Origin of the sequence: Methylobacter sp. Wu8 (genome assembly GCF_036440755.1) — a bacterium.
Taxonomy (GTDB): Bacteria; Pseudomonadota; Gammaproteobacteria; order Methylococcales; family Methylomonadaceae; genus Methylobacter_A; species Methylobacter_A tundripaludum_A.
In genome coordinates, this window is sequence record NZ_JAZGVT010000066.1 from 88,170 (window position 1) to 114,769 (window position 26,600).

Consider the following 26,600-nt stretch of genomic DNA (forward strand, 5'->3'; position numbering starts at 1 on the left):
TATGGCGTCCATTATGAAATTGCCGCTTTCCCCGCCTTGTTACGAAACACTTCTTGAACAAGCCTGCGACGATAAATTCATCGGTTTTTTTAACTCAAGTTTTGGGACAACCGATACGGAAGGCCGTTATTTGCACTGGGACAAATTACGGCATTTAAAGCCACCCGAAGGCTGGACCTCGGAATACTATTGGCTGGCATTAAAATTTGCCCGAAAAAGTCTCTATAAAAAATTGCCTTTCACCAGCAAATCAGGAGAACAATTCCAGTTTTGCATGATCGATAGTATTCATAGGGATTTACACTGGATCGACCAAAATGCATCCGGTCATATCGGAATGGATAGACCGGTTAACCCACATACCCGAGACACTTATCTGGTCGGTTCTCTGATTGAGGAAGCCATCAATTCCAGTCAGCTGGAAGGCGCATCAACAACCCGAAATGTGGCGAAAGAAATGCTCAGGCAGGGTAGAAAGCCAAAAGATCACAGTGAACAGATGATCTTTAATAACTATCAGGCCATGCAATTTATTCGAGAGTATAAAGAAGAGAAATTGACGCCGGCGATGATTTTGCATTTGCATCGAATTCTTACGGAAGCAACGCTGGACGATGCTAACAAAGCAGGACAATACCGGGATGCAGGCGACGATATTCATGTGGTCGATGTCTCTGGATCAGTTTCGTTGCATACTCCGCCGGAAGCATTGGAACTGCCGGAAAGAGTCGAACGCCTATGCCAATTTGCTAATGATTTGGACGGTAAAGAATTTATCCACCCGGTAATCAGGGCGATTATCCTGCACTTTATGATCGGTTACGATCATCCGTTTGTCGACGGCAACGGCCGGACGGCGCGGGCGCTATTCTATTGGTCGATGGCGAATCAGCAATATTGGCTGATGGAGTTTATTTCCATTTCCCGAATCATTAAACAAGCCCCAGCGCAATACGGTAGGGCTTATTTGTATACCGAAACCGATGACAACGACCTGACCTATTTCATTATTCATCAGTTGGAAGTGATCAAGAAGGCGATCAATGCGTTGCATGAACATCTTGCAAAAAAGGCGGAGGAACTGCACTCCATTGAAAAACGGCTGGATGGTTCAGTTTTGCAAGGGCAATTAAATCATCGTCAGTTAGCTATCCTGCGCCATGCGCTGGATCACCCCAATGCCATTTACAATATAAAAGAACATCAGGCAGCACATAAAATCACTTATCAAACGGCACGAACGGATTTATTAAAGCTGTCAGATCAATTCAAGATCCTCAGCAAACGTAAGTACGGAAATTTATTTGTTTTTGTTGCGCCGCCCGATCTCGGTCAAGCATTGGCCGATGTTGAGAAAATTTACCAAAATGCCCTCAATAAATAGCATGACTTTTAAATCAAACTCAGGTCAGCAATGAAATTCACATGGGATGAAAACAAAAACCAGCTGAATATTCGTAAGCACGGCATTGATTTTGCCGATGCCGCTTATGTGTTTGCCGATCCTTTTGCTTTAAGCATACCGGACGATGAACATTCGGAAACGGAAGACCGTTGGCTGTTATTGGGCAAAAGTTTGAATGAACAAATGCTGTTAGTTGTTCATACCTTTCGATATGATGACGTTATTAGAATAATTTCCGCCAGAAAAGCAACGTCTACCGAGACAGCTACTTATATGAAGAGGCTTACAAAATGAAAGACGAATATGATTTTTCTAATGCCGAGCAAGGTAAATTTTATGTGCCTGTTGAGGACATTCAATTACCTATTTATTTAGATAAGGATGTTGTTCAGTACCTTAATGAAAAATGCCTGACTACACAGGGAAGTTTACAATTATTAGTCAATGATTTATTGCGTAAAGACATTGAAATCGCCAAACGAGTGGCTTCGTAAAAATAGTCGGGAATGGTGTAATGGAATTGCACTTGTTATCCAGCTCAGTGACTTAAACTTTCTAAGTCACAACTCCCAGATTCACTATTAAAGCCTCAACTTCTAACCCATCTGAAGGAACCACCGCATGAAAATCATTTCCTGGAATGTCAACGGCGTTCGCGCTGTGCAAAGCAAGGGCTTTGCCGAAACGCTGGCGCTGCTCGATGCCGACTGCATTCTATTGCAGGAAACCAAGGCCCAGGCCGACCAGATCGACAAGGCGCTTGAGGGTATCGACGGCTACCGGATTTATTCCAACTGCGCCGAACGCAAGGGTTATTCCGGCGTGACGATCTTATCCCGGAAAGAGCCGCTGCAAGTTATCAGCGACATAGGCATTGTCGAACATGACCGGGAAGGCCGCGTGATCGTCGCCGAATTCGAGAATTTTTTTCTGTTGAATGTGTATGTGCCGAATTCGGGCGATGCCTTGGCCCGGCTGGATTACCGGCAAACTTGGGACCTCGAATTCCTGGCCTATTGTCAACAGCTGCAAAGCAAGAAGCCGCTAATCGCTTGCGGCGATTTTAATGTCGCGCACCGGGAAATCGATATTGCGCGCCCTAAGCCGAATTACAATAAATCGGCCGGTTACACCCAGGTCGAAATCGACGGTTTCAGCCGGTTTCTCGACGCCGGACTGGTCGATACTTTCCGGCATTTCCATCCCGACACCGTCGCGTACAGTTGGTGGAGTTTCCGCGCCGGCGCCAGGGCAAGAAACGTCGGCTGGCGGATCGATTATGTGTTGACCAGTGAAGCACTGGTCGGCAAAGTTAAGCAGGCATTTATTCTTCCTGAGATTCACGGATCGGATCATTGCCCGGTCGGCATCGAGATTGATCTTTAAGCGATGCCTATACGCGAACAACTGATGCGCGCCCACCGCGCCGCATTGTCGGATTGCAAAAAATGCCCCGAGATGATCGGCCCGGTCGTCAGCGGGAGCCCTGTACTATCGAAGATTTTACTGATCGGCCAAGCTCCCGGCGACAAAGAAGGCGGTTTCGGTAAACCGTTTGCCTGGACGGCCGGTAAAACGATGTTCAAATGGTTTGAGCGCATCGGGCTTGATGAGGAGACTTTCCGGCAGCGCGTCTACATGGCCGCCGTGTGCCGCTGCTTTCCGGGCAAGAACCCCAAGGGCGGAGATCGTGTGCCGAGTCCGGCCGAGATCGGTAACTGCGCGGGCTGGCTGCAAGCGGAAGTCGATTTGCTTAAGCCCGAGCTGATCCTGCCGGTCGGCAAACTGGCGATCAGCCAATTGATGCCGGTCAAAAAGCTAAACGATGTGATCGGTAAGCTTCATCCCGTCACTTTCCACGGCCACCGTACAGAAGCGATCCCGTTGCCGCATCCGTCCGGTGCGTCGACTTGGCACCGGACCGAAGCGGGCCTCGCTCTGCTTGAATCGGCATTGACTATCCTGCAACAGCATCCGTCCTGGCAACACATTTGCCAAATCTCCGCAAACGCCGCCGGATTGTCGAGCAGCCGTCCGTAGAAGCCGGCGTCTTCGCCGCCCGCAACCGGATATTGGCGGGAACGGGCTATCGCTCGACTTGCGGCCGGCATGCGCTATCATGAATTGAATATGACCTTACCCGCTTATCTTGGAGAACGGACGTGAAGACCAATCAGCAGCAACCGAAATCGTCTCCACTGAGCGAGAATGCCGTGCGCGAGACGCTGAATGCTCTCTACAGCTTCGACTCGCGCCACATCTTTGCCACGCTGATCCGCCTGCTTGGCGATTTTGATATCGCCGAGGAAGCGCTGCACGAGGCTTTCAGGATTGCGCTGGAGCAATGGCCTCGTGACGGCGTGCCGGCCAATCCCAAGGCCTGGCTGGTATCGACCGGCCGCTTCAAGGCAGTCGACGGCATCCGCCGACGCGCCCGGTTTGATGTTCTGGAAGACGCAGATGCACTGGCCGATCCTTCAAGCGAAGATGCAGAAGCCTGGGATGATGAATGCCTCGAGGATGACAGCCTGCGGCTGATTTTCACCTGCTGCCACCCGGCCCTGCCGCCTGACGCGCAGGTGGCGCTGACGTTGCGCGAGGTGTGCGGCCTCGCGACGGAAGAGATTGCGCGTGCATTCCTCACGCCCGCTGCGACGCTGGCCCAGCGTATCGTGCGAGCCAAGGCGAAGATACGCGACGCGCGCATTCCCTATCAGGTACCTGGGCACGCCGAGTTGCCGGACCGGCTGGAAGCGGTACTGCGGGTAATTTATCTGGTGTTCAACGAAGGATACTCCGCCTCATCCGGTCCGTTGTTGACCCGGCACGACCTGTCGGAAGAGGCTATCCGCTTGGGAAGGCTGCTGGTCGAACTGCTGCCGGAGCCCGAAGCGCAGGGTTTGCTGGCGCTGATGCTGCTCCAGGAATCCCGCCGCGCTGCACGCAGTTCTCCGAGCGGTGAGCTGATCCTGCTGGATGACCAGGATCGCGCACTGTGGAACAGGGAACAGATCGCGGAAGGGTCGGCGCTGGTGGAACGGGCGTTGTTGTCGCAGCGGTTCGGCCTCTACACCTTGCAAGCCGCAATCGCGGCTGTGCATGCCAATGCGATGGATGCCGCCGTCACGGACTGGGCGCAAATCGCCGCCCTCTACGAGATACTGATGCGAGCCGATTCGTCGCCGGTGATCGAACTGAACCGAGCCGTGGCGGTGGCGATGCGGGACGGGCCAGCCGCCGGGCTTGATCTCGTCGACGCGATTCTCGGGCGCGGCAATCTCGCGGATTACCACTTGGCGCACGCGGTGCGGGCGGATCTGTGCCGGCGTCTGGGGAAAACGACGGAAGCCCGGGCCGCTTACGAACAGGCTCTCGTCTTGGCTCGCCAGGAGCCGGAGCGGCGCTTTCTCGAGCGCAGACTGCGCGAACTGCGGGATTGAGATAGGGATTGCCGTTATGGGCGGTGAATCGCGGAAATTCTACCCCTCATCCGATACCATTCATCGTTTGAGCCAACTGGCAAATGGCCGCATCAATCTGGGCTGCCCGGATCATGCCATACCCCAGCATTAAGCCGTTTGGTGCTGGATTCTCGTTAGCATAACGATCCAGAGAATGTAACCGGACACCATCAACGGCCGCGCGTGCAACCAGATCGTTTGCCTGCAGCGGGAGTGCCAGTTCCGCAGCAAGGTGTAGGCCAACATCGGCGCCTATCGGACGTAATCTGTCGCCGCAATGTCGGGACAAGGCCTGTAGCAGGATCGTGCGGCGCTCGGCATAGATTTTGTGCATCTTGCGGACGTGGCGGGCCAGATGTCCTTCCTCGATAAAAGCTGTCAGGGTATCTTGCGTGAGCACCGCGCAATGCCAGTCGGTGTAAGTTTTGGCCGCAATCAGCGCGCGGCGCGCCCAAGGCGGCGCGACCACAAAGCCGAGACGCAAAGCGGGAAACAGGCTTTTGGAAAAAGTACCGACATAAAACACCGATTCGTTACGATCCAGGGTTTGCAAGGCATCGAGAGGCCGACCGTTGAAGCGGAATTCGCCATCATAGTCATCCTCAATCACCACAGCGCCACGGCTCTGGGCAAAGTCCAGCAAGGCGGCCCGGCGCCTCGCCGATAGCGTAACGCCAAGCGGACTCTGGTGCGAAGGCGTGACGTAGATCACCCGGGTATCGTCCGGCAAGCGTTCGACCATCATCCCCTCGCTATCAACCGGGATGGAAACAATTCTGGCGCGGGCCGCGGCAAACGCTGCCCGTACCGGCGGATAGCCGGGCTCCTCGACGGCGAATAGCGTTTGGCCCGGTGTTACCAGTATCCGGGCCAGTAAGTCGACGGCCTGTTGCGCTCCGGCCGTCACCACCACATTCTCCGCCAGACAGGAAACCGCCCGGGAGTAGGAAATATGCTTGGTGATCGCCGCACGTAACGCTTCCCGTCCTTCCGGCTCTGCATAAGAGGCGGGCGCTTTCGACAGCGACCGCAAGGCTCTGGCCGATAATCGCCGCCAGACATGGAACGGGAATGCTGTCTTGTCGGGAAGCCCCTCCCTCAAATCGTAACGGCACGAATCAAGCCTGCTCGTAGAAAAAAGCGGCCGCGGATCGCGCCAGAATTCGTTCAGACGCGTATCGGGCAATGCGTCATTAACGGGCGACCTTAACCGTGATTGCAGCGAGGAAATGTTTGCCACATAGGTTCCAGAGCCCGGGCGAACCAGCAGGTAACCCTCGCTCAATAATAGGTCGTAGGCTGCCAATACGGTATTGCGCGATATTCCCAACGTCGCCGCCAACGTGCGCGTCGAGGGTAGGCGTAACTCCGCCTGCAAGCGGCCGTCGAGGATGGCTTCTCTCAGTTGACGATGCAGGCTACGAAGCAGATCGCCAGTTCCTTGCGGCGGCAGGGTGATTGCCAAATCGAAAAGTGGTTCCATGGTTTTTAAGAATTGTGGATCTTTTAATGTATCACTATCTTCCGTATTCTTCCAGCATATGCTGGGGCATTTGGGATGAGGTTAGGACGGATGTGGAATAGGATTGCGGGTCAGCGCTGACTGTTGCGGTAAATGGCAACCCGAATTAAACGATTTATTCAGAAAACACACAAAGGAGCTTTGAAATGTCCGAATCGCAATTTTCCAGTACAGACAATCATCCACGCAAACGCATACCGGTACTCGATACCGAGATCAGCTACGTCGATGTCGGCGTCGGCGAGCCTATCGTTTTCCTGCACGGTAATCCCACATCCTCTTATCTCTGGCGTAATATCATTCCGTTTCTCGCCAGGCACGGCCGCTGCCTTGCGCCGGATTTAGTGGGGATGGGCCAATCTGGCGCGTCGCCCAATGAGGCCTATCGGTTCACGGATCATGCGCGCTATCTCGATGCCTGGTTTGCGGCTTTGGGTCTGACGGAAAATGTCGTATTGGTACTGCACGACTGGGGCTCGGCTTTGGGCTTTTACTGGGCATACCGTCATCCGGGGCAAATTCGAGCCATCGCTTACATGGAGGCTCTGGTTCAACCCAGAAAATGGGAGGATTTTCCCCCTGGCCGCGACACCCTGTTTCGCGCATTTCGTTCCGAAAAGGGCGATAAAATGGTGCTGGCTGACAACTTTTTCGTGGAAACCGTGCTGCCGAAGAGTATTCTTCGAACGCTATCCGACCAGGAAATGGAAGCCTATCGCGCGCCGTTCAAATCGCCTGCGGCGCGGCTGCCGACGCTGATCTGGCCGCGAGAATTGCCGATTGACGGAGCGCCTGCTGATGTCGCCGAAATCGTCGAGAGCTATGGTCAGTGGCTGTCCAAGAGTTCGATCCCAAAATTGCTTGTCTCCGCCGAACCGGGCGCATTGCTGACCGACCGCGCTCTTGAGTTTTGCCGTACCTGGCCGAACCAGCAGGAAGTTTCCGTCAAGGGGATTCATTATATTCAGGAAGATTCGCCAGTCGAAATCGGTACGGCGCTACAAAAGTTCGTGCTTGGGCTTGCTAGCAGTGAAAATATTTGCCACCCAACTAAACTGTAGCGTTAAATGTCTAAAGACTGACCACTCCAAACCAAGAACACTTGATAAGGGGCAACTTGTACAAACAGTGTCCGCCGACTCATCCATCGCAGGCGGATGCAGCCAGCATTTCAACAAAGGAGTTAAAATGTCGCAAGAAAACATAATTATGGTCGGGAAGATTTATGCTGCATTCGCAATGGGAGACGTTCAAACGGTGTTCGCTTCGTTTGCTCCTGAAATTGAATGGCAGGCTGCAGAAAACTCGCCAGCGGCAAAGGGTAGCCCTTACCACGGTCTGGACGAGGTGCGCGAAGGGGTATTCATGCTTATCGGCAATGAGTTCCCCGGCCTCGAAATGAGACTGGACGAACTGCTCGATGCCGGCGATAAAGTCGTCGCACTAGGAGCGTACATCGGCAGCCGCAAATCGACTGGAAAACCCTTTCTGGCTCAGTTCGCCCATATTTGGACCATCGCAGCAGGCAAAGTGGCGAAATTCCAACACTATACGGATACTTACCAATTTGCTGAAACCGCAAAAATAGCCGATGGGAGAACATGTTGGCGTCGCCATAGGCGCGCCGAACCCATCAATTACTGGATCTGCACAAACCGGCAGGCCGCATATTTTTGAGCGCTAGAATTGAATATCGATGAACACTATTCCTCGGATTGGTAATTCCGCTGAACTTGTCAGCATTTATACCCGGAGGCCCTGCCACATATGACTGAGTTTGTTGAATATCTCCATGAAGTTTTCGATTTCTTCGGGCCTATCACCGCCCGAAAGATGTTCGGCGGGTATGGTATCTATCACAATGGATTGATGTTCGGCCTTGTGTCCGGCGACACGCTCTACCTGAAGGCGGATGCTGAGAACGCCAACCACTTTGAGAAGAATGGGTTTGGCAAGTTTGAGTACAAGAAGGGTGATAAGGTCATGAAGATGTCCTACTACCTGGCGCCAGCTGAGATCATGGAAGACCGCGAACAGGCCGCAATTTGGGCGCGTCGTTCATATGAAGCTGCATGTCGTACACAAAGCGCGAAGAAGAAAAAACCGGGTAAATATGTATGAGGTAATTCATTCCAGAGAACCGCTTTCGGCACCTTCCGGATAGAATTTTAGCTCGCCCGGTGCCGGGCATGTCGAAATCGCCCATTCCCGAACGACTATCCGATGCGAACAGTTTTTTACTAACTGGAGGAGTTGACCATGAAATACCTATGCCTGATTTGTGCCGAAACCGTAATGGAGCAGATGACAGAAGCCGTTGCAAAGAAGCACTTCGAAGAATACTCGGAATTTACCCACGCCATCAGGGATAGCGGCCACTACCTCGGCTGTAACCGGCTGCTGCCCTCCAGTGCCGCGATTACGCTGCGGGTGCGAAACGGCAAGGTCTCGATGACCGACGGCCCTTTCGCGGAAACCAAGGAACAGTTCGGCGGCTACTACCTGATCGAGGCCCGGGACCTGAACGAGGCAATACAAGTGGCTTCGCGAATCCCTGGGGCTAAGCACGGCTGCGTCGAAGTGAGGCCGGTTGCGGAGGATGAACAAACGCTGCAGGCGCTCGGATTTGCCGATGCCTCGTGTTAGCGCGAAAATATTGGCAGCGAGAGTCTTGGTAAAAAAAATTGGCGGGAATGTCGATTACGGCATCTGCCATTCGACTAACGGTGCGGGGCAATATTTTTTAATCACTCAACCCTAAAACAGGAGAATAATCATGACCACGAAAATCAAACCCATACCCGACGGTTGCCACACGTTAACCGCCTACCTGGTCGTCCAGGGTGCGGCCGATGCGCTTGACTTCTACCAAAAAGCCTTCGGCGCTACCGAGCTGTTCCGTCTTAATGCCCCCGGCGGAAAAATAGCCCACGCCGAATTCAAAATCGGCGATTCAATCTTCATGCTCTCGGACGAAAATCCGCAGTGCACCGATGTTTCGCCTAAAACACTGGGCGGAACGCCGGTCAAACTGCATCTTTATGTCACCGATACCGACGCTGTCTTTGACGCTGCGATCAAGGCGGGTGCTACGGAAACCATGCAACCCGCCAACCAATTCTGGGGCGATCGCATGGGTGCGGTGACCGATCCATTCGGCCATCACTGGCTGATTGCCACGCATGTCGAAGATGTCGAGCCGAATGAACTGCAAGGCAGAATGGAGGCTTTCTTTGCAGCGCATCGGGTTTGAGGCTACTGGCGTCCCACTTGCCGATATTTCATCTTTCAATCAATTTTTAACAGGAGCCAATATGGCTGCTCAAATTTTCGTAAATCTGCCGGTAAAAAACCTCAACCAGTCTGTGGCGTTTTTTATCAAACTCGGCTATGTATTCAATCCGCAATTTACCGACGAGACTGCCGCTTGCATGATTGTCAGCGATGACATTTTCGTCATGCTGTTGACCGAGGACAAGTTCAAGACTTTCACGCCCAAAGCAATTTGCGATGCCACGAAAAGCACGGAAGTGCTGGTGTGCCTGTCTTCCGAGAGCCGTAAAGAAGTCGATGAAATGGTGCGCAAGGCCGTCGCCGCCGGTGGAACCACTTATAACGAGCCGCAAGACCATGGCTTCATGTATGGGCATGGGTTTCAGGACCTGGATGGTCATATCTGGGAATTGGTCTACATGGAGCCGGGCGCAACATGCCAGGATTAACAATGCAATCTCAGAGATACCCATGAAATATATGTTATTGATTTACCATGAGGAACATGTGCTGGACGAGGCCGAGCGTGAAGAATGTTACGTCGAGTCCACCCAGCTTGCGCATCAGCTCAAAGCTAACGGCCAGTTTCTGGCCGCCAGCCCGTTGCAACCCGCCGCAATGGCGACCAGCGTCCGGGTGCGCGAGGGTAAACGCTTTGTGACCGACGGCCCGTTCGCGGAAACCCGCGAACAACTGGGCGGCTACTTTCTTGTCGACGCCAAGGATCTTGACGAGGCGATAGCCATAGCCGAGCGGATTCCGATGGCGCGCAAAGGTACCGTCGAAGTCCGGCCGGTGATCGAGATTGCCGGCTTGCCGATTTAATACTTTACAGGAGAAACCAATGATCAAGACCCTATTCATCGTATTGGCCGTGTTACTTGTTGCAGTGCTGATTTATGCAGCGACCAAACCCGATACTTTCCGTGTCCAGCGCTCGATCAGCGTCGAGGCGTCGCCGGAAACGATTTTTCCGCTGATCAACGATCTGCACATCATGCAGACCTGGTCGGCCTGGGAAAAAGTAGACCCCGATATGAAGAGAGCATACAGCGGCGCGGCCAGCGGCCCGGGCGCAGTGTATGAATGGGAGGGCAACAAGGAGATCGGTCAGGGGCGCATGGCGATTATCGAGTCAGCGCCGTCCAGGATTATGATCAAGATGGATTTCATCAAACCTTTCGCAGCCCAGAACACTTTGGAGTTCACGCTGCAAGCCGACGGCGGATCGACACGGGTCACGCAGGCGATTTTCGGCCCTAGCCCCTACCTCTCGAAATTGATGGGACTTGTGTGCAGCATGGACAAGATGATCGGCGGGAAGTTCGAGGAAAGCCTGGCCGGGTTGAAGGCTGTTGCCGAAAAGCAGTGACGGTTCCGAGCCGGAACAAACCGTGAGGAAGCTGTGAAATACTTATGTTTGGGTTACTTCGATCCAGAGAAAATGGATGCCCGTCCCAAGGCCGAAACCGATGCTGTCATGCGCGAATGTCAGCCCCACCTGGAGGAACTCTACAGGAGCGGCCAAGTGATCGTTGATGCCGGTCTCACCTTGGAGACCAAATGTTTGCGGCGCGTGGACGGGAAAGTGAGGATCACCGACGGCCCTTTTATTGAAACCAGGGAGATGATAGGCAGCGCATTCCTCATAGAAGCACAGGACATGGAGGAAGCGATCCGGGTGGCTTCCCTGCATCCGACCACGCAAGTGAGTGGGGGTGAGCAGTTTGGCTGGGGCATTGAAATCCGCCCTATCCACTACTTCGAGATGAGTGAACCGAAGATCTAGTTCTAGTTGCTTATTTAAATTAAATTCAGGAGTAAACCCTTATGCAAAAAATCACCCCGTTCCTGTGGTTCGATAACCAAGCCGAAGAGGCGATGAATTTTTATGTTTCTATTTTTAAGAACTCGAAGGTCTTGAGCGTCAATCGTTATGGCGATGCCGGGCCGGGACCGAAGGGCTCGGTGATGACGGCGAGTTTCGAACTTGATGGGCAAGTATTCACGGCGCTTAATGGTGGCCCGGTGTACAGGTTCTCGCCCGCCATTTCGTTTGTCGTACACTGCGAAACGCAAGCAGAGGTGGACGAATATTGGGAGAAGCTTTCCGAAGGCGGGAAAGAAAACCAATGCGCTTGGCTGGACGACAAATTTGGCGTGTCCTGGCAGATTGTTCCCAACGTCCTCATTGAATTATTGAGCGACCCTGATCCAATCAAATCGGGAAGGGTAATGCAGGCCATGCTGCAAATGAAGAAAATCGACATCGAAAAGCTAAAGCAGGCTTATGAGCAACGATAAAACAGGAAGGCATACGCTACTCTGCGTTCCTAGCTTTCGACGGGGGGGTTGAAGAAAGAGGCTCCTGCACCTTCGGCAACGTGCGGCATCCCTGCCGCACTCCTTACGGGCTATTCCCGCCGAGAGCTCCGGTACTCGGCGCGGCATACGGGATTGAATTTGTACCGCCGGCTGGTTTTCTTCGCTCCAACTGAACGATTGTTCGTTTCCACGCTCTACGTATCTTTATACGCAAGCAGCGGGAGTGCAAGCTTTGCTTGCGCTTGCAGGCGAAGCCTGCACTCCAGCGCGTTGGTGCTGACGAAAGGAAGCTCAACAATTCGGAATAGCAAATGTTGGGGTTCGTACCTCACCGCCAACCTACAAAGACTCAAACCCTCAATAAAGCCTTAGCCATTTTTTCAGAAAGTTGCTCTTCGACGAATTGCGGTTCGTTGGGTGGATAGAGTTCCACTTCATCCAGCTCGAAATTGTATTCTTTGCCTAATGCAATCAGTTCTCTGATTTTTTGTACCGCTAACAGCTTTTCCTTTAATTCAGGATCGGATTTAGCCTGTTCAGAGAAAGCTTTAATTTGTGCAATTGACATTGTGTTTACTCCTTTTGTTGAAAATGACTGCAATGCAGTTGATGAAAAATCCAGTGTTCGCTATACGCTGTAAGGCGTATCAATCCAGTCTTTAAGGACTGCGACATCGCGTTCGGGCAAGTAAGAAAAATCCCCGCTGACATCCTTAAAAACCGCTACGCCGCTGTGCGGGGAAACCAGCTTGCCTTTAACCATATAAAAGAACCAGGCAAACGGATAACCGGCCTGACGATCGAAACGGGTCAGCAGGTTATGCAGCGGGGTGCCTTTTTTGCCGCTAATGTCTTCCAGTTGCGGCAGGTTTTTTTGTTGGGTGTTGATCAGTTCAACGTTGATTATTTGTTCGCCGAAGCGCCCGGTATGCCTGAACGGCCGGACAATCCAGTCGTTGGAAAGCGCGGCTTTTTGCTGGGCGCTGCTCCGGTTCCAGTTATCCATGAATCGTTGCACCGGATGCTCTGTGATGTGGTATTTATTGATTTCGTCCATGAAAACCGGCACGTCAGTTTTACGTCGATAAGAATAACGCGACGTTCCAATGCAGAATGTTTCTACGCATTCCGGCTCCAGTGGATCAATAAATTCTTCTAAATCTTCCGGCGGATTGTGTTCGCCGACCAGCAACCGGTCCGAGGACTCATGGGTTTTATCGATGTCGATCTGGACGAACTGTTCCGCTTTACTGCCGGTTTGAACGACAAAATGCAGGGTGTTGCCGGTTTGCCGCGTGGCGATCAGCTTGTGTTCCCGTGCATGCTCAATCAGGGTTTGCAGGTTCTTGCCGCATTCGATATAGGTCCGCTCGGTCCATTCGACTAAATTATTGGCGATACGGTTGCCGTCCATATCGACAATGCCGCCCAGCCGGTACCATTCTTCGCCTGTTTTGGCTAATCGGATCGGATAGCCGGGATTCAGTGATTGGAGCTTTGATAATAATAATTCATCGTCCGGGTCGGGCAGGGTGTGCTTACAGATTTTGGCAAGCTGTTGCCCGTCGAGTTGAAAAGGTTGATCAGTCATACGCTGTTTCCTATTTCTCGTTCCCATGTGTCGCATGGGCAATGCTGGTTAATCGATCCTGAGCCGCCGCCCTGACATCCGGCTCGGGATCGTCAAGCAGACTGACTAATGCGTCGGGCGCAACGCGCTGGGCCGCGGTATAACGCACGACCCAGTCGGAATCGTTCAGCATGATAACGGCGTCATCCGGGTTCATGCGTTCGGCAACAATGCGTCTGACTTCCGGCGCATTGTCATGGGCCATCAGACCTAAGCTGACTTCGGGCAAACGCTCGGCAACAATCTTGCGCACTTGCAGGTCCTCGTCGCGAATAAACCGGAACAGGCGTCCTTCCGGCAGCCTTTTGGCTATCGTCAGCCTGACGATATAGTCTTTATCGCCGGCCATCTTTTCCAGGTCTTCGGGTGCAAGGCGGTCCGCTACGGTCATGCGCACCTCCCTGTCGGCGTCGTCGATTAACAGGTGCAGCTGGGACTGAGGGATGCGATAAGCGACTGCGCGCCTGACCACTTCATCTTCATCATCGATCATCTCAGTCAGCGCCTTTTGCGGCGCGTAGCGGGCCGCAATGGCGCGTCTTTCCCAAAACCTGTCGTGCAGATAGTGCTCGGCAAAGCCTGGGTTAACGCGAAAAAAGCGGTCGATCTGCCGCCCGCTTTCTACGAATACGCAGGTATCGCCGGGCATGCAGCGGCCCATCAGCAGGGTTTTGCCGCGAAATGGACACAGGCTGCAATCGGCAATAGGAACGCTGACAGGGTTTTCATGATCGGACATGCAATCAATTCCGTTCAGTCAGGGATGATTTCTGCAACGACAATGCCCGTTGCAACCTCATAATCATTGGTCAGGCACAGACAGTGTTCCCGGCCGTCGATTAAGTAAAGATTGAAGTCTTTATGCTCGATGACCGGCGTATTATTGGGCAAATCGTCATCCATGCAGTAGGTGAAATGGATCGGCTGATATTGCTGTCTTAGCGCCGAAACCGTGGCTTCATCGACACCCATTGTTTCGATTTTCGCCGCGATCGCGTTGACTTGCTCGGTAGTAATCATCCTGTCGCTTCCCTTTCAAAATGAAACCGGTCACTGGCTTCAACACCCATGACTTTAGCCAGCCAGGGCGGCGGTGTGCCGGCAATAACGGTTTGCAGTTGCTTGATGATGTCGGCAATGGTTTCAATGCCGGGCAGCTTCATCGGATGGATACCCAGTTTGACGATCTTTGCCGCCGCAGGGCCTCCTACCGAGGCAATATAAAGTACTTGGCAATCCTGAATCAGTTCAGCCCTGAAGGCGTTTTTATCATCCACTTCCAAACCATCCGGTATATCAGGGTTGCGGATGTCGATTAACCGGGCTTCATCGGCTGAAACCTGATAGATCAGGAATTGACTGCAAGAACCGAAATGGCCGTCAACGTTAATGCCGTCATTACTGGCACAGGCGATACGAACGGAGCCGGGCATATCGCCGTCGGTATAGGCTTGTCGTTCGGGAGCATTAAGACCGGATTTAAGAATGCTTAAGGCATGGGTCAATAAAGGCTCGTCGACATCGGCAAACTCTCCCGCTTTTGCGCTCTTGAGAGCATTAAGATCAATGCCGGCAATCTTTTGTTCGGTGAGGGGAAGGCCGATGCAATCAGTCAACACTGAAAGCAGGCGTTTGGCGTCGGTATCGGGCAGAGCGCGAGCCGCCAGCCCGATACGTAAAGCCAGTTCTCGTGAGATAGCCTGGCTGTTCATCTGTTTACGCCTCTAAAGGCAAAATGCAATTATCGACCGGGCAAACCTTGACGCACTGCGGTACGTCAAAATCACCTTCGCACTCGGTGCAGGTTTTTGCATCGATTTTAAAGACAATTTTACCCTCGGTGATCGAGTTGGTCGGACACACGGGTTCGCAGTCGCCGCATGAAATACAATCCGCTTCAACAATATATAAGGCCATGATTATTCTCCTGAATCTAAACGTTTTGCGCGCAAGGTAATGGGGAAATCCGGCTGTTCGTCCATCGGTTCGAAATAATATCTTGAACCGTCGCTGAGCAGGACTTCGCCACCCCATTTATCGGGGCTGTCGAATTCAATGGATTCGGCCACTTCTTCCAAATCTTTCTTGGGAACGTAGAAGACCAATTTGTCTTCTGCATTTTTTTTCAACATGACACTAGGCATTGAGTTCTCCGGTTACACGCATTTAAGGGGGCGGGCGATTATGGTCGCCCTCATACACATCAATTTAAGGATATTGATTCACCACGAAGGCACGAAGGACACGAAGGAACCAAAGTAGGTCTTTGTGCGTTTCCAGCGGTTGCCCTGCTCGAAATATTTCTTTCTCGTTACCACGCGCTACGTGGGAAATTTATATACATTGATGCACCACCACGAAAACACGAAGTTCACGAAGAACTAAAAGTAAAACCTTCGTGTCCTTCGTGCCTTCGTGGTGAGGTCTTTTCTAACTTAACGAATTAAATCGTAGTTATAGTCAGTTGTACCCATACCTTTGGTTTCTTTATCCAGTTGCTCCAGCACCGCATTAACCAGGGTTGTCAGCATATAAATAGCGCCTTCATAACCCATAGTCGTCATTCTGTGCAGGTGATGCCTGTCAAAGATCGGGAAACCGATGCGTATCAACGGCACTTCAAACTCTTCGCCCTTATAGAAAGTATCGCGCTGGATGAACTTGCCGTAAGAGTTGCCGATCATGAAGTCCGGTTTGTTGGTGAAGACCAATGAACGGAAATGCCACAAATCCCTGCCGATATGAACTTCGGTTTTTTGTCCGTAAGGCGAATCTTTGAGCATTTTGTCCATGGCTTTTTTCCAACGCTTGTTGGCATGGTTGCACAACACGTCAGTCGGTTCTGCACCTACTTCGAGCAGGAACTTGGTCATGCCCATCACGAAATCCGCATCGCCGTATAAGGAGAACTTCTTGCCGTGCAGCCATGCGTGCGAGTCGGTCATCATATCAACCAAACGGCCGCGTTCCAGTTCCAACGAAGCAGGGATCGGTTTGCCGGTCAGTTCGGAGATTTTCATCAGGAATGCATCGGTCCATTCCAGGCCCATCGGGATATTGATGGCTGTAGCGGGTTGATGCCAGATCGTATCGACAAACTTTTTGGTTTTCTCCAACTGCCAGGGTTGCAGCAACAGAGTATCTATCGCATTGGGCGCGTCTTTAACTTCAGCCTGGGTAGTGCCGCCTGCATACATGCGGAAAGTGCCGTCGGCAGGCGTATCCAAAACTTCGGAAGGATCGCTCAGTAATGTGTAATCAACACCCATTTCCTTCATCATGCGGTGCATGACGCGGAAGTTGCCCAGATAGGTTTCAAAGCCCGGAACCAGGTTGATCTTGCCGTTTGAACCGACTTTCTTGTCGGCCATGTGATTCAGGGTGAAATAACGCAACATGCCTTCGAACATATTGTCCCAGCCGGTGGTGTGGCTACCGACAAAGCTTGGCGTATGGGCGAAAGGCGTTGGAAACTCCTGTTCGATATGTCCGGCTTTTTTGGCGTTATTGATGAAGGCGTTTAAGTCGTCACCGATAACCTCGGCCATACAGGTTGTCGATACGGCAATGATGTCAGGCTTATACAAGGCTTTGGCGTTTTCAAGGCCCGCCATCATGTTTTTCTGACCACCAAATACCGCCGCATCTTCGGTCATCGAGTCTGAAACGCAGGCAACAGGTTCTTTGAAATGACGGTTGAAATAGGTACGGAAATAAGCGACGCAGCCTTGCGAGCCATGTACATAAGGCATGGTTTTTTCGAAACCCAGCGCACAAAGCACGGCGCCTAAGGGTTGGCAGGCTTTAGCCGGGTTTACGGTTAACGCTTCACGGTTAAAATTGAGTTCCTGGTATTCCTTAGTGGTGGTCCACTGAAATACTTCGTCAATTTTTTCCTGGGGGTGACGCTCCTCATAAGCTTCACGTTTGTTTGCCAGGCTTTCCTTGTATTCATCGTTGCGGAATAAAGGATAGCTCGGTTGTATGTTTTCGACTTCTTGACTCATGATAATCTCCTACGCGCCACTAATCTGTGGACGACGGTTGAAGGAAAAATATTGTATTTGGGTGGGCATTTACATAATTACTAAGAGTAAAAGCCCCTTCTCCCTCAGGGAGAAGGTTGGGATGAGGGGATATAAATAGTTTTTTCCTTATTTAATTTCCCCTTGGCAAGTGTTCCTGCGTTGCTCTGCCTCCTGCATCCTTGCAGTCGTCACCCAACCCTCTCCTTCTGGAGAGAGCTTTTTTGTCCCCTACACAAAATTAAGCGCTTGCAGCGACTGCTACGTCTGAACTCTCAGCTGTTTTCCAAGGTGCTTTCACCTGTTTCCAGCAAGGATTATTCAGTGTCATGTCCATATCGCGGGCGAAGATGGCAAAGCCGTCATAACCGTGATAAGGGCCGGAATAATCCCAGGAATGCATTTGCCGGAACGGAATGCCCATTTTTTGGAAAATGTACTTTTCCTTGATGCCGGAACCGATCAGGTCAGGCTGGACTTTCTTGACGAACTCTTCAAATTCATAGCCGGTCACGTCGTCATAAATCAACGTCGCATTGCCCATTTCTTTGATCGTGCGGTCGTAGTCGTCGTTGTGACCGAATTCATAACCGGTACCGACCACTTCCATGCCCAAATCCTCATACGCGCCGATCACATGACGCGGACGCAAGCCGCCGACATACAACATCACGCGCTTGCCTTGCAGACGCGGTTTGTATTTGGCGATAACCGCATCGTACTCAGCCTGATATTTGGCGATAACTTTTTCAGCGCCCGCTTGAATTGTTTCATCGAATAACGCGGCAATCTTGCGTAACGATTCGGCAATTTTGGTGGGGCCGAAGAAGTTGTACTCGATCCAGGGGATTTTGTATTTTTCTTCCATGTGCCGCGCAATGTAGTTCATCGAGCGGTAGCAATGGATCAAATTCAGTTTCACCTTGGGCGTTTTTTCCATTTCCGCAATGGTACCGTCGCCGGACCATTGAGCAACGACACGCAAGCCCATTTCTTCGAGCAAAGTACGCGAAGCCCAGGCATCGCCGCCGATGTTGTAATCGCCGATCACCGCGACATCATAAGGTGTTGTGGCAAAGCTTTCGTCGCCGTCACGGTTTTCCAATACCCAGTCGCGAATCGCATCGTTAGCAATGTGATGGCCCAGCGATTGGGAAACGCCGCGAAAACCTTCGCAACGAACCGGCACCACAGGTTTGTTGATTTCCTTGTTGGCTTTTTTGGCGACCGCTTCAATATCGTCCCCAATCAAACCGATCGGGCATTCCGATTGAATACTGATGCCTTTGTTTAATGGAAACAATTCTTCGATTTCAGTCATGATTTTGGCCAGCTTTTTATCGCCGCCGAAAACAATGTCTTTCTCCTGAAAGTCGGAAGTAAAGTTCATCGTGCCGAAGGTATTGATGCCGGTAGTGCCGACATAATAGTTGCGGCGACCGGCGCGCGAGTACTGTCCGCAACCGACCGGGCCGTGCGAGATATGAATCATATCTTTAATCGGACCCCAAACCACGCCCTTGGAGCCCGCGTAAGCGCAACCGCGAATGGTCATTACGCCGGGCTGGGATTTACGGTTTGAAGTAATACATTTATTCGATTTTTCCAAAGACTGATCGTTAACCGCCAAATGCTTGGCACGATCTTTCCTTGCTTGTTCGGGATAGACTTCCAGCACTTCTTGAATAAGCGCTTCGGTCTCTTCTTTTGTTAGAGCAGCCATGAGTATCTCCTACTTGTGCCGTGGGTAATCCCCCAACAGACAGGTTTTAGGATGGGAATCCGTAGAGACGCGATTTATCGCGTCTCTACGTTGGTCATTTATTAAGCGGTTGCTTCAGCGGCCGCAGTTACACCGATAATCGATTCGTCTTCCTGGTCGATAATGCCGAATTCCATCATCAATTCTTCCAGCTCATCCATCGTGATGGGCGTAGGGATGATGAAGTTCTTGTTATCGCGAATTTTCATAGCCAATTGACGGTATTCGTCGGCTTGTTTGGCTTGTGGTTCGTATTCGATAACGGTCATACGACGAATTTCAGCGCGTTGTACAACGTTGTCGCGCGGTACAAAGTGAATCATTGTGGTGCCGATTTTTGCAGCCAGTGCCGAGATCAATTCATCTTCACGCGCAGTTTCGCGTGAGTTACAAATCAAACCGGCCAAACGCACACTGCCTGAGTTGGCGTATTTCACAATACCCTTGGCAATGTTATTGGCGGCATACATCGCCATCATTTCGCCCGAGCAGACGATGTAAATTTCTTGCGCCTTGTTTTCACGGATTGGCATGGCAAAACCACCACACACAACATCCCCAAGTACATCATAAAAAACGAAGTCAAGTTCATCGTCATAAGCACCTTCTTCTTCAAGGAAGTTAATCGCTGTAATTACACCGCGACCCGCGCAACCGACGCCGGGCTCTGGACCGCCTGATTCGACGCATTTGATGCCGCCGTATCCGACTTTCAATACATCTTCGAGTTCCAAATCTTCAACGCTGCCAGCTTCGGCAGCCAAGCTCATAATGGTGGTTTGGGCTTTTGCATGAAGGATTAAACGGGTAGAGTCGGCTTTTGGATCGCAACCGACGATCATCACTTTGTTGCCTAATTCTGCCAACGCAGAAACCAGGTTTTGAGTTGTAGTGGACTTACCAATTCCACCTTTACCGTATATTGCACATTGACGTAATGCCATGATCTTCTCCTCTTATTAGGACGTTGTTGTTGATGACATTAGGGATTAAGCAAGGGGTGTGCCATAAGCCAAAATATAGCTTATCCTATTGAATTATATTGGTTATTTTTATTGTTTGTTAGCGTGGTCAGCGTTGTGTTTCAAACATTTTGTTATGTTCTGTAGGCTTAGTAACAGTGCGGTTATTCGACGTTGTTCGAAAATATTCGTTTACCACGAAGGCACGAAGGACACGAAGTTTTATCATTGCAGTTTAGGAGGTTCCTGCGTTGGACTCGGCAGTGACAGAGCGCGGGCCGATGTCGTTTAAAGTTGCAGCGGCTATTCTATAGATAGGCAAGTGTAATGAAGATTTTGTGCTTGTAGAGGGGGGTTAATTGATAGAGGGTTGTTACAAACACTACAAAATACCAGCAGTGCTTCTTTAATGAATATGTCTTTTAAGTTTATTTAAATCAATTACTTATATTGTTTGTAAGAAACCGTTAAAAACTGGATTAAATATTGCTTAAGTACAAGGATACATGTACTTAATAATGGAGTTTGCAATGTCTTCTACTGATTTTTCTGAAATACTGGATGGGTTGTACGATAACAAAGTCGTACCTTACTTGGGGCCGGGCGCGCTTTTCGATGCAACCAATAAGCAAACCGGAGCACCGATGCCTGCCGACAGCAACAGCCTGATTTTGGCTATGAATAACGGCAATCCGATGGCGCCCAAACTGATGTATGAGTTTCCCAGGGCGGCGATGAATCAGGAGCTAAAAAGAGGCAGGAATTTTCTGGGCCAGTTTCTGACCAAGCTTTATGGCGAGACCGAATATACGCGTGCAGCCGTACATGATTGGCTGGCGGAATGGCGGCCTGCGTATGTCATCGACATAAACAGGGATACCCAATTGCAGGATACCTATTCCGATGAAGAGCATACGCTGATTGTCGGGGTCGCAAGAATCAGCGCCAGCCAGTTCCGCTTTAAAATCTATCACTTCGACGGCAGCGATTATTTCGAAATACCCCAGGAACAGGTCGATCATAGATTTCCCATTTTATTTAAACCGATGGGTACGCCTAGGCCGGAAGCCAACTATATCGCTTCCGATGCCGATTATGTCGATTACATCACCGAGTTAATGGGAGGCTTTGCGATCCCCGATTTCCTTAAAGAGTACCGCAAGGGCAAACAATACCTGTTTATAGGCGTGCCGCTGAACAGGGACTCGGAACGCATGGTGATGAGCGACATCGTTTATGGTGCGGCAGAGAAAAAAGGATGGGTCTTAAACAAGAACCCGACCGATAAAGAAATACGCTATTGTAAAAAAATAGGTCTGGAAATCCTGGATGTGGATGTTGAAGAACTACTGGCTACCGTGCTTGTCTAATGAACCAGTCCGACACATTCGCCAATCACCGTCTGCTGCTTTACTACAAAGGCGACATCAGCGCCTTGATTCTGTTCGCCCAGCACGGCAACGGCAGCGTCTGCTTTCCTGAGTCGCTGCCTGCGTTGTCCAGCGCACTGGAGCCTGAAGAGTTTAAGCCTGGCAAAGTCAGCACGCATCCGGCCGTGCTGGTCAACGCGATCAACCGGCTGCTGCAACTGGACAACGACCTGCTGCGCGTCGAACCGGAATTCAGCGAACAAATCGACGCTCCCGGCGGCATTATCACCGTCCACATGGCGCGCTTCATGCTGCTCGACCCTCCGCACAAACTGATGCAAAGCCGGGACTGCCGGATGAGAACCTTGCCGGAACTGCGCGGCAGGCCGCCTGCGGAAATGGAGCTGTTGCGCCGCGCCTATACCAAGGTAATGTAGGTTTTAGGTGTTTGACTTCATGGACATGGGCTTTGATGAGTCCTGCGAACCAATAGCATCGGGGCCGTATATACCGGATGCCGGGGAGTGCATGCGTTGCGGCATCTGCATTAGCAGTTGCCCGACTTTTCGATTGTTCCAGATCGATCAAGAAACCCCACGCCGACGCATCCGCACGATCAGCAAGATTCTGGTTGAAAACCTGCCGATCAGCGCCGAGGAGCGCATGCATCTGGATAACTGCGTACAATGCCGGGCCTGCGAAACCGTTTGCCCAAGCAGGATGGCTTATGGACAGTTATTCGATCAGGCCCAGGCCGGGTTAAAGATTAATCCGGGATGGTTGGCGAAACTGGCGTTCGGCTTGATTGAACGCAAGCGTTGGCGGACGCGGCTAATGCCGTTGCTTGCGGTATACCTGAAATCGGGCCTGCAAAAACCGTTGCGAAGCACCGGCTTGCTGAAGAAACTGCATTTGGCGGATGCCGAAGCCTTGATGGTTAAACCGGCATTGCAGGCATTGGCTGTTTCTTATCCTGCCGGCGGCGCGAAACGCGGCAGGGTCGCACTGTTCACCGGTTGTATCGCCGAACATTTCGACCGCGAGACCTTGCAGGCGGCGATCAAGCTGCTTAACGCGATAGGCTACGAGGTGCTGGTGCCGCCGAAGCAAGGCTGCTGCGGGGCGATACACCAGCACAACGGCCAGTCCGCCGCCGGGTTGATGGACAACAATATCCGTGTTTTCAACGCGCTGGACGTCGACGCCGTGCTGCACACGGCTACCGGTTGCGGGGCGATGTTAAGCGAGTATCAAACTGATGATGAAGCGGGACAGCTGTTCCGGCAGCGCCTGTGCGACATCAGCGATTTTTTGCTGAAACACTGGCCGGACGATCTGCAACTGAGCGCATCTACGCTGAAAGTCGCAGTACACGAGCCATGCAGCCAGCGCAACGTCCTTAAAAACCAGCAAGCCGTTTATGCGCTGCTGCAAAAAATCCCCGGCCTCAGCATAGCCCCGTTGCCCGATAACCCCATCTGCTGCGGGGCGGGCGGCAGCTACATGCTGACTCATCCGGGCAATGCCGGACAGCTGCGGGCTTTAAAACAGCAAGCCATCACCGCTGCCTCGGCGGATGTTGTCGTCAGCGGTAATTTTGGTTGCGCGGTTTTTCTTGGCGCCAATCAGGGCAGGGTAGAGCATCCTTTACAGCTGTTGGCCCGGCAGTTGCCGGTCACGTAGTGATGCTTAACAAATCAGCGTAAATTCTGGGCGAGCAAACCGGCATTGCCGCCTATCGCAGCGGTATTGGTTGTGACGGTCTGCTCGATAACGAAACGACGCAAATAATCGGGGCCGCCGGCTTTCGGGCCGGTGCCGGAAAGCCCCATACCGCCGAAAGGCTGTACGCCGACCACCGCGCCGATCATATTCCGGTTGACATAGATATTGCCGACTTTTACGTTCTGCCGGATGGTATTGACGAAGGCGTCTATTCGGCTGTGGATGCCCAGCGTCAATCCGTAGCCGGTCGCATTGACAGCGCTGATGACTTGGTCGAGTTCCGATTCGCGGTAGCGGATCAGGTGCAATATTGGCCCGAATACTTCCCGGTTCAATTGCGATAACGACTGTAGTTCTACCAGGCTGGGCGGGAAAAAACTGCCTTGTTTCAAACCGTCCGGCAGCGGCAGCTGATAAAGCAGCTGTGCGCGCATGGCTTCCAGATGCGCGGACAATGGCGATAGTGCGGCATTGTCGATGATCGGGCCGATGTCGGCTTGATAGGCGCCGGGATTGCCGATGGTTAATTCCTGCATCGCGCCGACCAACATCGCGATGGTTTGACCGGCAATGTCCTCCTGCACGAATAAAACCCGCAACGCGGAACAACGCTGTCCGGCGCTGTTGAAAGCCGAGATCACGGCATCCTGCACCAGTTGTTCAAGCAACGCCGAGCTGTCTGCAATCATCACATTCTGTCCGCCGGTTTCGGCAATCAGCGGCACAATAGTCTGATGGTGCCGGGCCAATTGCAGGTTAATGGACTGCGCCGTCGCGGTGGAGCCGGTGAACACAACACCGGCAACTCGGGGATCGGGAAGCAGGTGCTGTCCAAATACGCTGCCGCTCACCGGCAAAAACTGCAACGCCGGTTCGGGGATGCCGGCCTGATGCAATAACCGGATGCAGCGCATCGCGGTCAATGCGGTTTGGCTGGCAGGTTTGGCGATAACGGTATTACCGGCGGCAAGCGCCGCGGCTATCTGGCCGATAAAAATCGCGATCGGGAAATTCCACGGGCTGATGCAGACATAGACGCCGCGGCCGTAATGATAGAGCAGGTTTTCCTCGCCGGTAGGGCCGGGCAGCCTGACCGGTTCGCCGAACAAGTCCAACGCGGACTGGGCGTAATAGCGGCAAAAATCGACGGCCTCCCTGACTTCCGCCAACGCGTCTTTAATCGTGCGCCCGCCTTCCCGACTGCACAAAGATACCAGTTCCAGACGATGTATTTCCAGAAGATCGGCGGCCTGCTTCAAATACCCGGCGCGTTTTGCAACAGGGCAAAGCCGCCAGTCGGGAAATGCCTCGGACGCGCCGCTTAGCGCCTCTTCAATAACTTCCGGTTCCGCGAAAATCACAGATCCGACAATTAATCGGTTATCGTAGGGATTGACGATCAGGCGCTCCTTACCGGAACACGGCCTGCCGTTTATTAGCGGCATTGCGGTCCAGTGTTTGGCCGCCAATGCATCCAGATCTTGCCGCAACGATTCCAGCTGCTCGGGGTCGGCCAAATTCAAGCCGGAAGAATTAAGCCGTTGTTCGCCGAACAAATTGCGGGGCAATGCGATTGACGATTGCGTAGACGATGTTGCCGCCGCTACCGGATCGCTAACCAGGTCGGCGACGCTTATATCGGGATGACTGATCTGATTGATGAACGACGTATTGGCGCCGTTTTCCAGCAAGCGCCTGACCAGATAAGGCAGTAGCTGACGGTAATCGCCGACCGGCGCATAAACGCGGCACGGAATCTGCCAGTTTTGAACTTCGATAATTTCCCGGTACAGCGGCTCGCCCATGCCGTGCAAACGCTGGAATTCATAACCCGGATGTTGCAGGCCGAATTGATGGACAGCTGCGACGGTATGCGCGTTATGGCTGGCGAACTGGGGATAAAATACGTCCGGTCTGGACAGGATAAACTGCGCGCAGGCCAGATAAGACAAGTCGGTCGCCGACTTATGGGTGAATACCGGATAATCGCTCAGGCCGTTTTCCTGAGCCCGTTTTATTTCGCTGTCCCAGTAAGCGCCTTTGACCAGGCGCAACGGGATCTTCTTATGTCGGTATTCGGCTAATCCGGCCAGCCAGAGGAGCACCGGCAGCGCTCTTTTTTGATAGGCCTGCACGGCCAAACCCAGTCCCGGCCAAGCGTTTAAATCGGGATGGTTAAAAACCGCGGCAAAAATATCGAGCGACATGTCCAGGCGTTCGGACTCTTCCGCATCGACCGTGATCGCAATATTGGCCTCGCGGGCTGTCTGCGCCAGCGCCAGCAGTCTGTCGCTCAATTCCTTGACCGCACGGATATGCTGCAAGGGTTCGTAACGGGGGCATAGCGCCGATAATTTAATCGATATGCCCGGATTGGCGTGAATATCGGCAGAGATTGCATGTCCAGCCAGCGCATTAATAGCCGAGCGATACGCCTTGAGATAATGTTCGGCATCGGCCTGCGTCAACGCCGCTTCCCCGAGCCTATCGAAAGAGTAGCGAAACACGGGGTCCTGTCCGCTGCGGCGAATGGCATTCTGTACGGATTCCGCAAACACGAACTGCATCGCCAGATGCTGCATGGCCTGCTTTATTGCGGTGCGTATCAACGGCGCTTCGATGCGGGACAACAGTTGTTCGAAGACTTGCGGCCCATGATGCGCAGCCTCCAGGTCCCCGGCAAACAGCAGCGCTTTGGTGGCTAAATTGACCAGCGGGGAGCAGCTATGCTGCAAATGACGTTGCCAGTCTGCGGCGGTGAGCTTTTCCTGTAAAAACAGATCTTGGGTGCGGCTGTCGGGGATGCGCAGCAAGGCTTCGGCAATCCCCATTAAAACAACGCCCTCATCAGAATTAAGCCGGTATTCCTGAAGGAAGGCTTCAATCGCGGTTTGTTGGTGCTTTTTTGCTCTGACTGCGGTGACCAGCGTTTCTGCGCAGTCGCCGATAGGCGTTGGATCGTAACCGTGCAGTGCAGCTGATAATTCAGGGATGAGCTGTTTCTGATCGGCCAGATAAGCCCGGTTAACGGCTTTTCGTAATTCGGCTAAAGATTGTTGAGTCATAGAGACTAGCCCGATAGCAAGTATCTCCAGTCTCTTGGCGGGTAGCTTGTGAAACCGGAATTGGATCAAGGAAAG

Annotated in this window: 31 protein-coding genes; 19 read left to right on the plus strand and 12 right to left on the minus strand. The window is 52.3% G+C overall.

Annotation, left to right across the window (positions count from 1 at the left end; translation table 11 throughout):
* Positions 1–13 precede the first annotated feature (13 nt).
* From V3O24_RS11385 to V3O24_RS11410, 6 genes are all read left to right on the plus strand, one after another.
* Positions 14–1,384, plus strand: coding sequence for a Fic family protein (locus tag V3O24_RS11385; protein WP_331307324.1), 1,371 nt, complete (start codon positions 14–16; stop codon positions 1,382–1,384).
* Between the two features lie 30 nt (positions 1,385–1,414).
* Positions 1,415–1,699: a BrnT family toxin gene (locus V3O24_RS11390; RefSeq protein WP_104425181.1), complete on the plus strand. Its 285-nt coding sequence runs from the start codon at positions 1,415–1,417 to the stop codon at positions 1,697–1,699.
* The gene (locus V3O24_RS11395; protein WP_104425180.1) at positions 1,696–1,899 is read left to right on the plus strand and encodes a hypothetical protein; all 204 of its coding nucleotides are present in this window, start codon (positions 1,696–1,698) and stop codon (positions 1,897–1,899) included. The genes V3O24_RS11390 and V3O24_RS11395 overlap by 4 nt, the downstream gene beginning before the upstream one ends.
* Before the next feature lie 127 nt (positions 1,900–2,026).
* Positions 2,027–2,791, plus strand: a complete 765-nt coding sequence (locus tag V3O24_RS11400; protein WP_104425179.1) for an exodeoxyribonuclease III — start codon at positions 2,027–2,029, stop codon at positions 2,789–2,791.
* 3 nt (positions 2,792–2,794) lie between these two features.
* Positions 2,795–3,445 carry a uracil-DNA glycosylase family protein gene (locus V3O24_RS11405; protein WP_258076711.1) on the plus strand — a complete coding sequence of 217 codons (651 nt, stop codon included), beginning with the start codon at positions 2,795–2,797 and terminating at the stop codon, positions 3,443–3,445.
* 122 nt (positions 3,446–3,567) lie between these two features.
* Positions 3,568–4,845, plus strand: a complete 1,278-nt coding sequence (locus V3O24_RS11410) for an RNA polymerase sigma factor (RefSeq protein ID WP_331307325.1) — start codon at positions 3,568–3,570, stop codon at positions 4,843–4,845.
* Between the two features lie 46 nt (positions 4,846–4,891).
* Here the strand turns inward: V3O24_RS11410 and V3O24_RS11415 are convergent, their stop codons facing one another.
* A complete protein-coding gene (locus V3O24_RS11415) occupies positions 4,892–6,349 on the minus strand; it encodes a PLP-dependent aminotransferase family protein (protein ID WP_104425178.1) in 1,458 nt (485 codons plus the stop codon).
* A 185-nt stretch (positions 6,350–6,534) separates the two neighbouring features.
* Between V3O24_RS11415 and V3O24_RS11420 the strand changes: the two genes are divergently transcribed.
* From V3O24_RS11420 to V3O24_RS11465, 10 genes are all read left to right on the plus strand, one after another.
* Complete coding sequence (locus tag V3O24_RS11420) at positions 6,535–7,449, plus strand: haloalkane dehalogenase (protein ID WP_104425177.1); 915 nt, start codon at positions 6,535–6,537, stop codon at positions 7,447–7,449.
* Positions 7,450–7,576: 127 nt separating this feature from the next.
* Positions 7,577–8,065, plus strand: coding sequence for a nuclear transport factor 2 family protein (locus V3O24_RS11425; protein WP_104425176.1), 489 nt, complete (start codon positions 7,577–7,579; stop codon positions 8,063–8,065).
* Positions 8,066–8,155: 90 nt separating this feature from the next.
* Positions 8,156–8,509 (plus strand): TfoX/Sxy family protein, encoded by a 354-nt coding sequence (locus V3O24_RS11430; RefSeq protein WP_104425175.1) that lies wholly within the window; start codon positions 8,156–8,158, stop codon positions 8,507–8,509.
* Positions 8,510–8,647: 138 nt separating this feature from the next.
* Entirely contained in the window at positions 8,648–9,034 is a 387-nt protein-coding gene (locus V3O24_RS11435) for a YciI family protein (protein WP_331307326.1), read from the plus strand.
* Between the two features lie 130 nt (positions 9,035–9,164).
* On the plus strand, positions 9,165–9,641 hold the full coding sequence (locus tag V3O24_RS11440; protein WP_104425173.1) for a VOC family protein: 477 nt from the start codon (positions 9,165–9,167) through the stop codon (positions 9,639–9,641).
* 61 nt (positions 9,642–9,702) lie between these two features.
* Positions 9,703–10,110: a VOC family protein gene (locus tag V3O24_RS11445; protein WP_331307327.1), complete on the plus strand. Its 408-nt coding sequence runs from the start codon at positions 9,703–9,705 to the stop codon at positions 10,108–10,110.
* 22 nt (positions 10,111–10,132) lie between these two features.
* A complete protein-coding gene (locus V3O24_RS11450; protein WP_104425171.1) occupies positions 10,133–10,486 on the plus strand; it encodes a YciI family protein in 354 nt (117 codons plus the stop codon).
* A 19-nt stretch (positions 10,487–10,505) separates the two neighbouring features.
* Positions 10,506–11,033, plus strand: a complete 528-nt coding sequence (locus V3O24_RS11455) for an SRPBCC family protein (RefSeq protein ID WP_331307328.1) — start codon at positions 10,506–10,508, stop codon at positions 11,031–11,033.
* A 33-nt stretch (positions 11,034–11,066) separates the two neighbouring features.
* A complete protein-coding gene (locus V3O24_RS11460) occupies positions 11,067–11,450 on the plus strand; it encodes a YciI family protein (RefSeq protein ID WP_104425169.1) in 384 nt (127 codons plus the stop codon).
* A 41-nt stretch (positions 11,451–11,491) separates the two neighbouring features.
* Positions 11,492–11,965, plus strand: a complete 474-nt coding sequence (locus tag V3O24_RS11465) for a VOC family protein (RefSeq protein WP_104425168.1) — start codon at positions 11,492–11,494, stop codon at positions 11,963–11,965.
* 370 nt (positions 11,966–12,335) lie between these two features.
* Here the strand turns inward: V3O24_RS11465 and V3O24_RS11470 are convergent, their stop codons facing one another.
* From V3O24_RS11470 to nifH, 10 genes are all read right to left on the minus strand, one after another.
* Positions 12,336–12,554 (minus strand): Nif11-like leader peptide family natural product precursor, encoded by a 219-nt coding sequence (locus tag V3O24_RS11470; RefSeq protein WP_104425167.1) that lies wholly within the window; start codon positions 12,552–12,554, stop codon positions 12,336–12,338.
* Between the two features lie 60 nt (positions 12,555–12,614).
* Positions 12,615–13,577 carry a hypothetical protein gene (locus tag V3O24_RS11475; RefSeq protein ID WP_331307329.1) on the minus strand — a complete coding sequence of 321 codons (963 nt, stop codon included), beginning with the start codon at positions 13,575–13,577 and terminating at the stop codon, positions 12,615–12,617.
* Positions 13,578–13,587: 10 nt separating this feature from the next.
* Positions 13,588–14,355, minus strand: a complete 768-nt coding sequence (locus V3O24_RS11480; RefSeq protein ID WP_331307330.1) for a 4Fe4S-binding leucine-rich repeat protein — start codon at positions 14,353–14,355, stop codon at positions 13,588–13,590.
* A 14-nt stretch (positions 14,356–14,369) separates the two neighbouring features.
* Positions 14,370–14,636 (minus strand): DUF6129 family protein, encoded by a 267-nt coding sequence (locus V3O24_RS11485; protein ID WP_331307331.1) that lies wholly within the window; start codon positions 14,634–14,636, stop codon positions 14,370–14,372.
* A complete protein-coding gene (gene nifX, locus V3O24_RS11490) occupies positions 14,633–15,328 on the minus strand; it encodes a nitrogen fixation protein NifX (RefSeq protein WP_104425163.1) in 696 nt (231 codons plus the stop codon). The genes V3O24_RS11485 and nifX overlap by 4 nt, the downstream gene beginning before the upstream one ends.
* 4 nt (positions 15,329–15,332) lie before the next feature.
* The gene (locus V3O24_RS11495) at positions 15,333–15,533 is read right to left on the minus strand and encodes a 4Fe-4S dicluster domain-containing protein (RefSeq protein WP_104425162.1); all 201 of its coding nucleotides are present in this window, start codon (positions 15,531–15,533) and stop codon (positions 15,333–15,335) included.
* A 2-nt stretch (positions 15,534–15,535) separates the two neighbouring features.
* Positions 15,536–15,760, minus strand: a complete 225-nt coding sequence (nifT, locus tag V3O24_RS11500; RefSeq protein WP_104425161.1) for a putative nitrogen fixation protein NifT — start codon at positions 15,758–15,760, stop codon at positions 15,536–15,538.
* 291 nt (positions 15,761–16,051) lie between these two features.
* A complete protein-coding gene (gene nifK / locus V3O24_RS11505) occupies positions 16,052–17,623 on the minus strand; it encodes a nitrogenase molybdenum-iron protein subunit beta (RefSeq protein WP_104425160.1) in 1,572 nt (523 codons plus the stop codon).
* 259 nt (positions 17,624–17,882) lie between these two features.
* Positions 17,883–19,364, minus strand: a complete 1,482-nt coding sequence (gene nifD, locus V3O24_RS11510; RefSeq protein WP_104425159.1) for a nitrogenase molybdenum-iron protein alpha chain — start codon at positions 19,362–19,364, stop codon at positions 17,883–17,885.
* A 101-nt stretch (positions 19,365–19,465) separates the two neighbouring features.
* A complete protein-coding gene (nifH, locus tag V3O24_RS11515; protein ID WP_104425158.1) occupies positions 19,466–20,347 on the minus strand; it encodes a nitrogenase iron protein in 882 nt (293 codons plus the stop codon).
* A 548-nt stretch (positions 20,348–20,895) separates the two neighbouring features.
* Here nifH and V3O24_RS11520 point away from each other — a divergent pair.
* Genes V3O24_RS11520 through V3O24_RS11530 form a run of 3 tightly spaced genes read left to right on the plus strand, consistent with a single transcriptional unit; the run spans position 20,896 to position 23,418 of the window.
* A complete protein-coding gene (locus tag V3O24_RS11520; protein ID WP_104425157.1) occupies positions 20,896–21,735 on the plus strand; it encodes an SIR2 family protein in 840 nt (279 codons plus the stop codon).
* Positions 21,735–22,172 carry a hypothetical protein gene (locus tag V3O24_RS11525; protein WP_331307332.1) on the plus strand — a complete coding sequence of 146 codons (438 nt, stop codon included), beginning with the start codon at positions 21,735–21,737 and terminating at the stop codon, positions 22,170–22,172. Before V3O24_RS11520 ends, V3O24_RS11525 begins: the two co-directional genes overlap by 1 nt.
* A 19-nt stretch (positions 22,173–22,191) precedes the next feature.
* Positions 22,192–23,418, plus strand: coding sequence for a (Fe-S)-binding protein (locus tag V3O24_RS11530; protein ID WP_331307333.1), 1,227 nt, complete (start codon positions 22,192–22,194; stop codon positions 23,416–23,418).
* Positions 23,419–23,432: 14 nt separating this feature from the next.
* Here the strand turns inward: V3O24_RS11530 and putA are convergent, their stop codons facing one another.
* A complete protein-coding gene (gene putA / locus V3O24_RS11535; RefSeq protein ID WP_331307334.1) occupies positions 23,433–26,525 on the minus strand; it encodes a bifunctional proline dehydrogenase/L-glutamate gamma-semialdehyde dehydrogenase PutA in 3,093 nt (1,030 codons plus the stop codon).
* Positions 26,526–26,600: the final 75 nt, after the last annotated feature.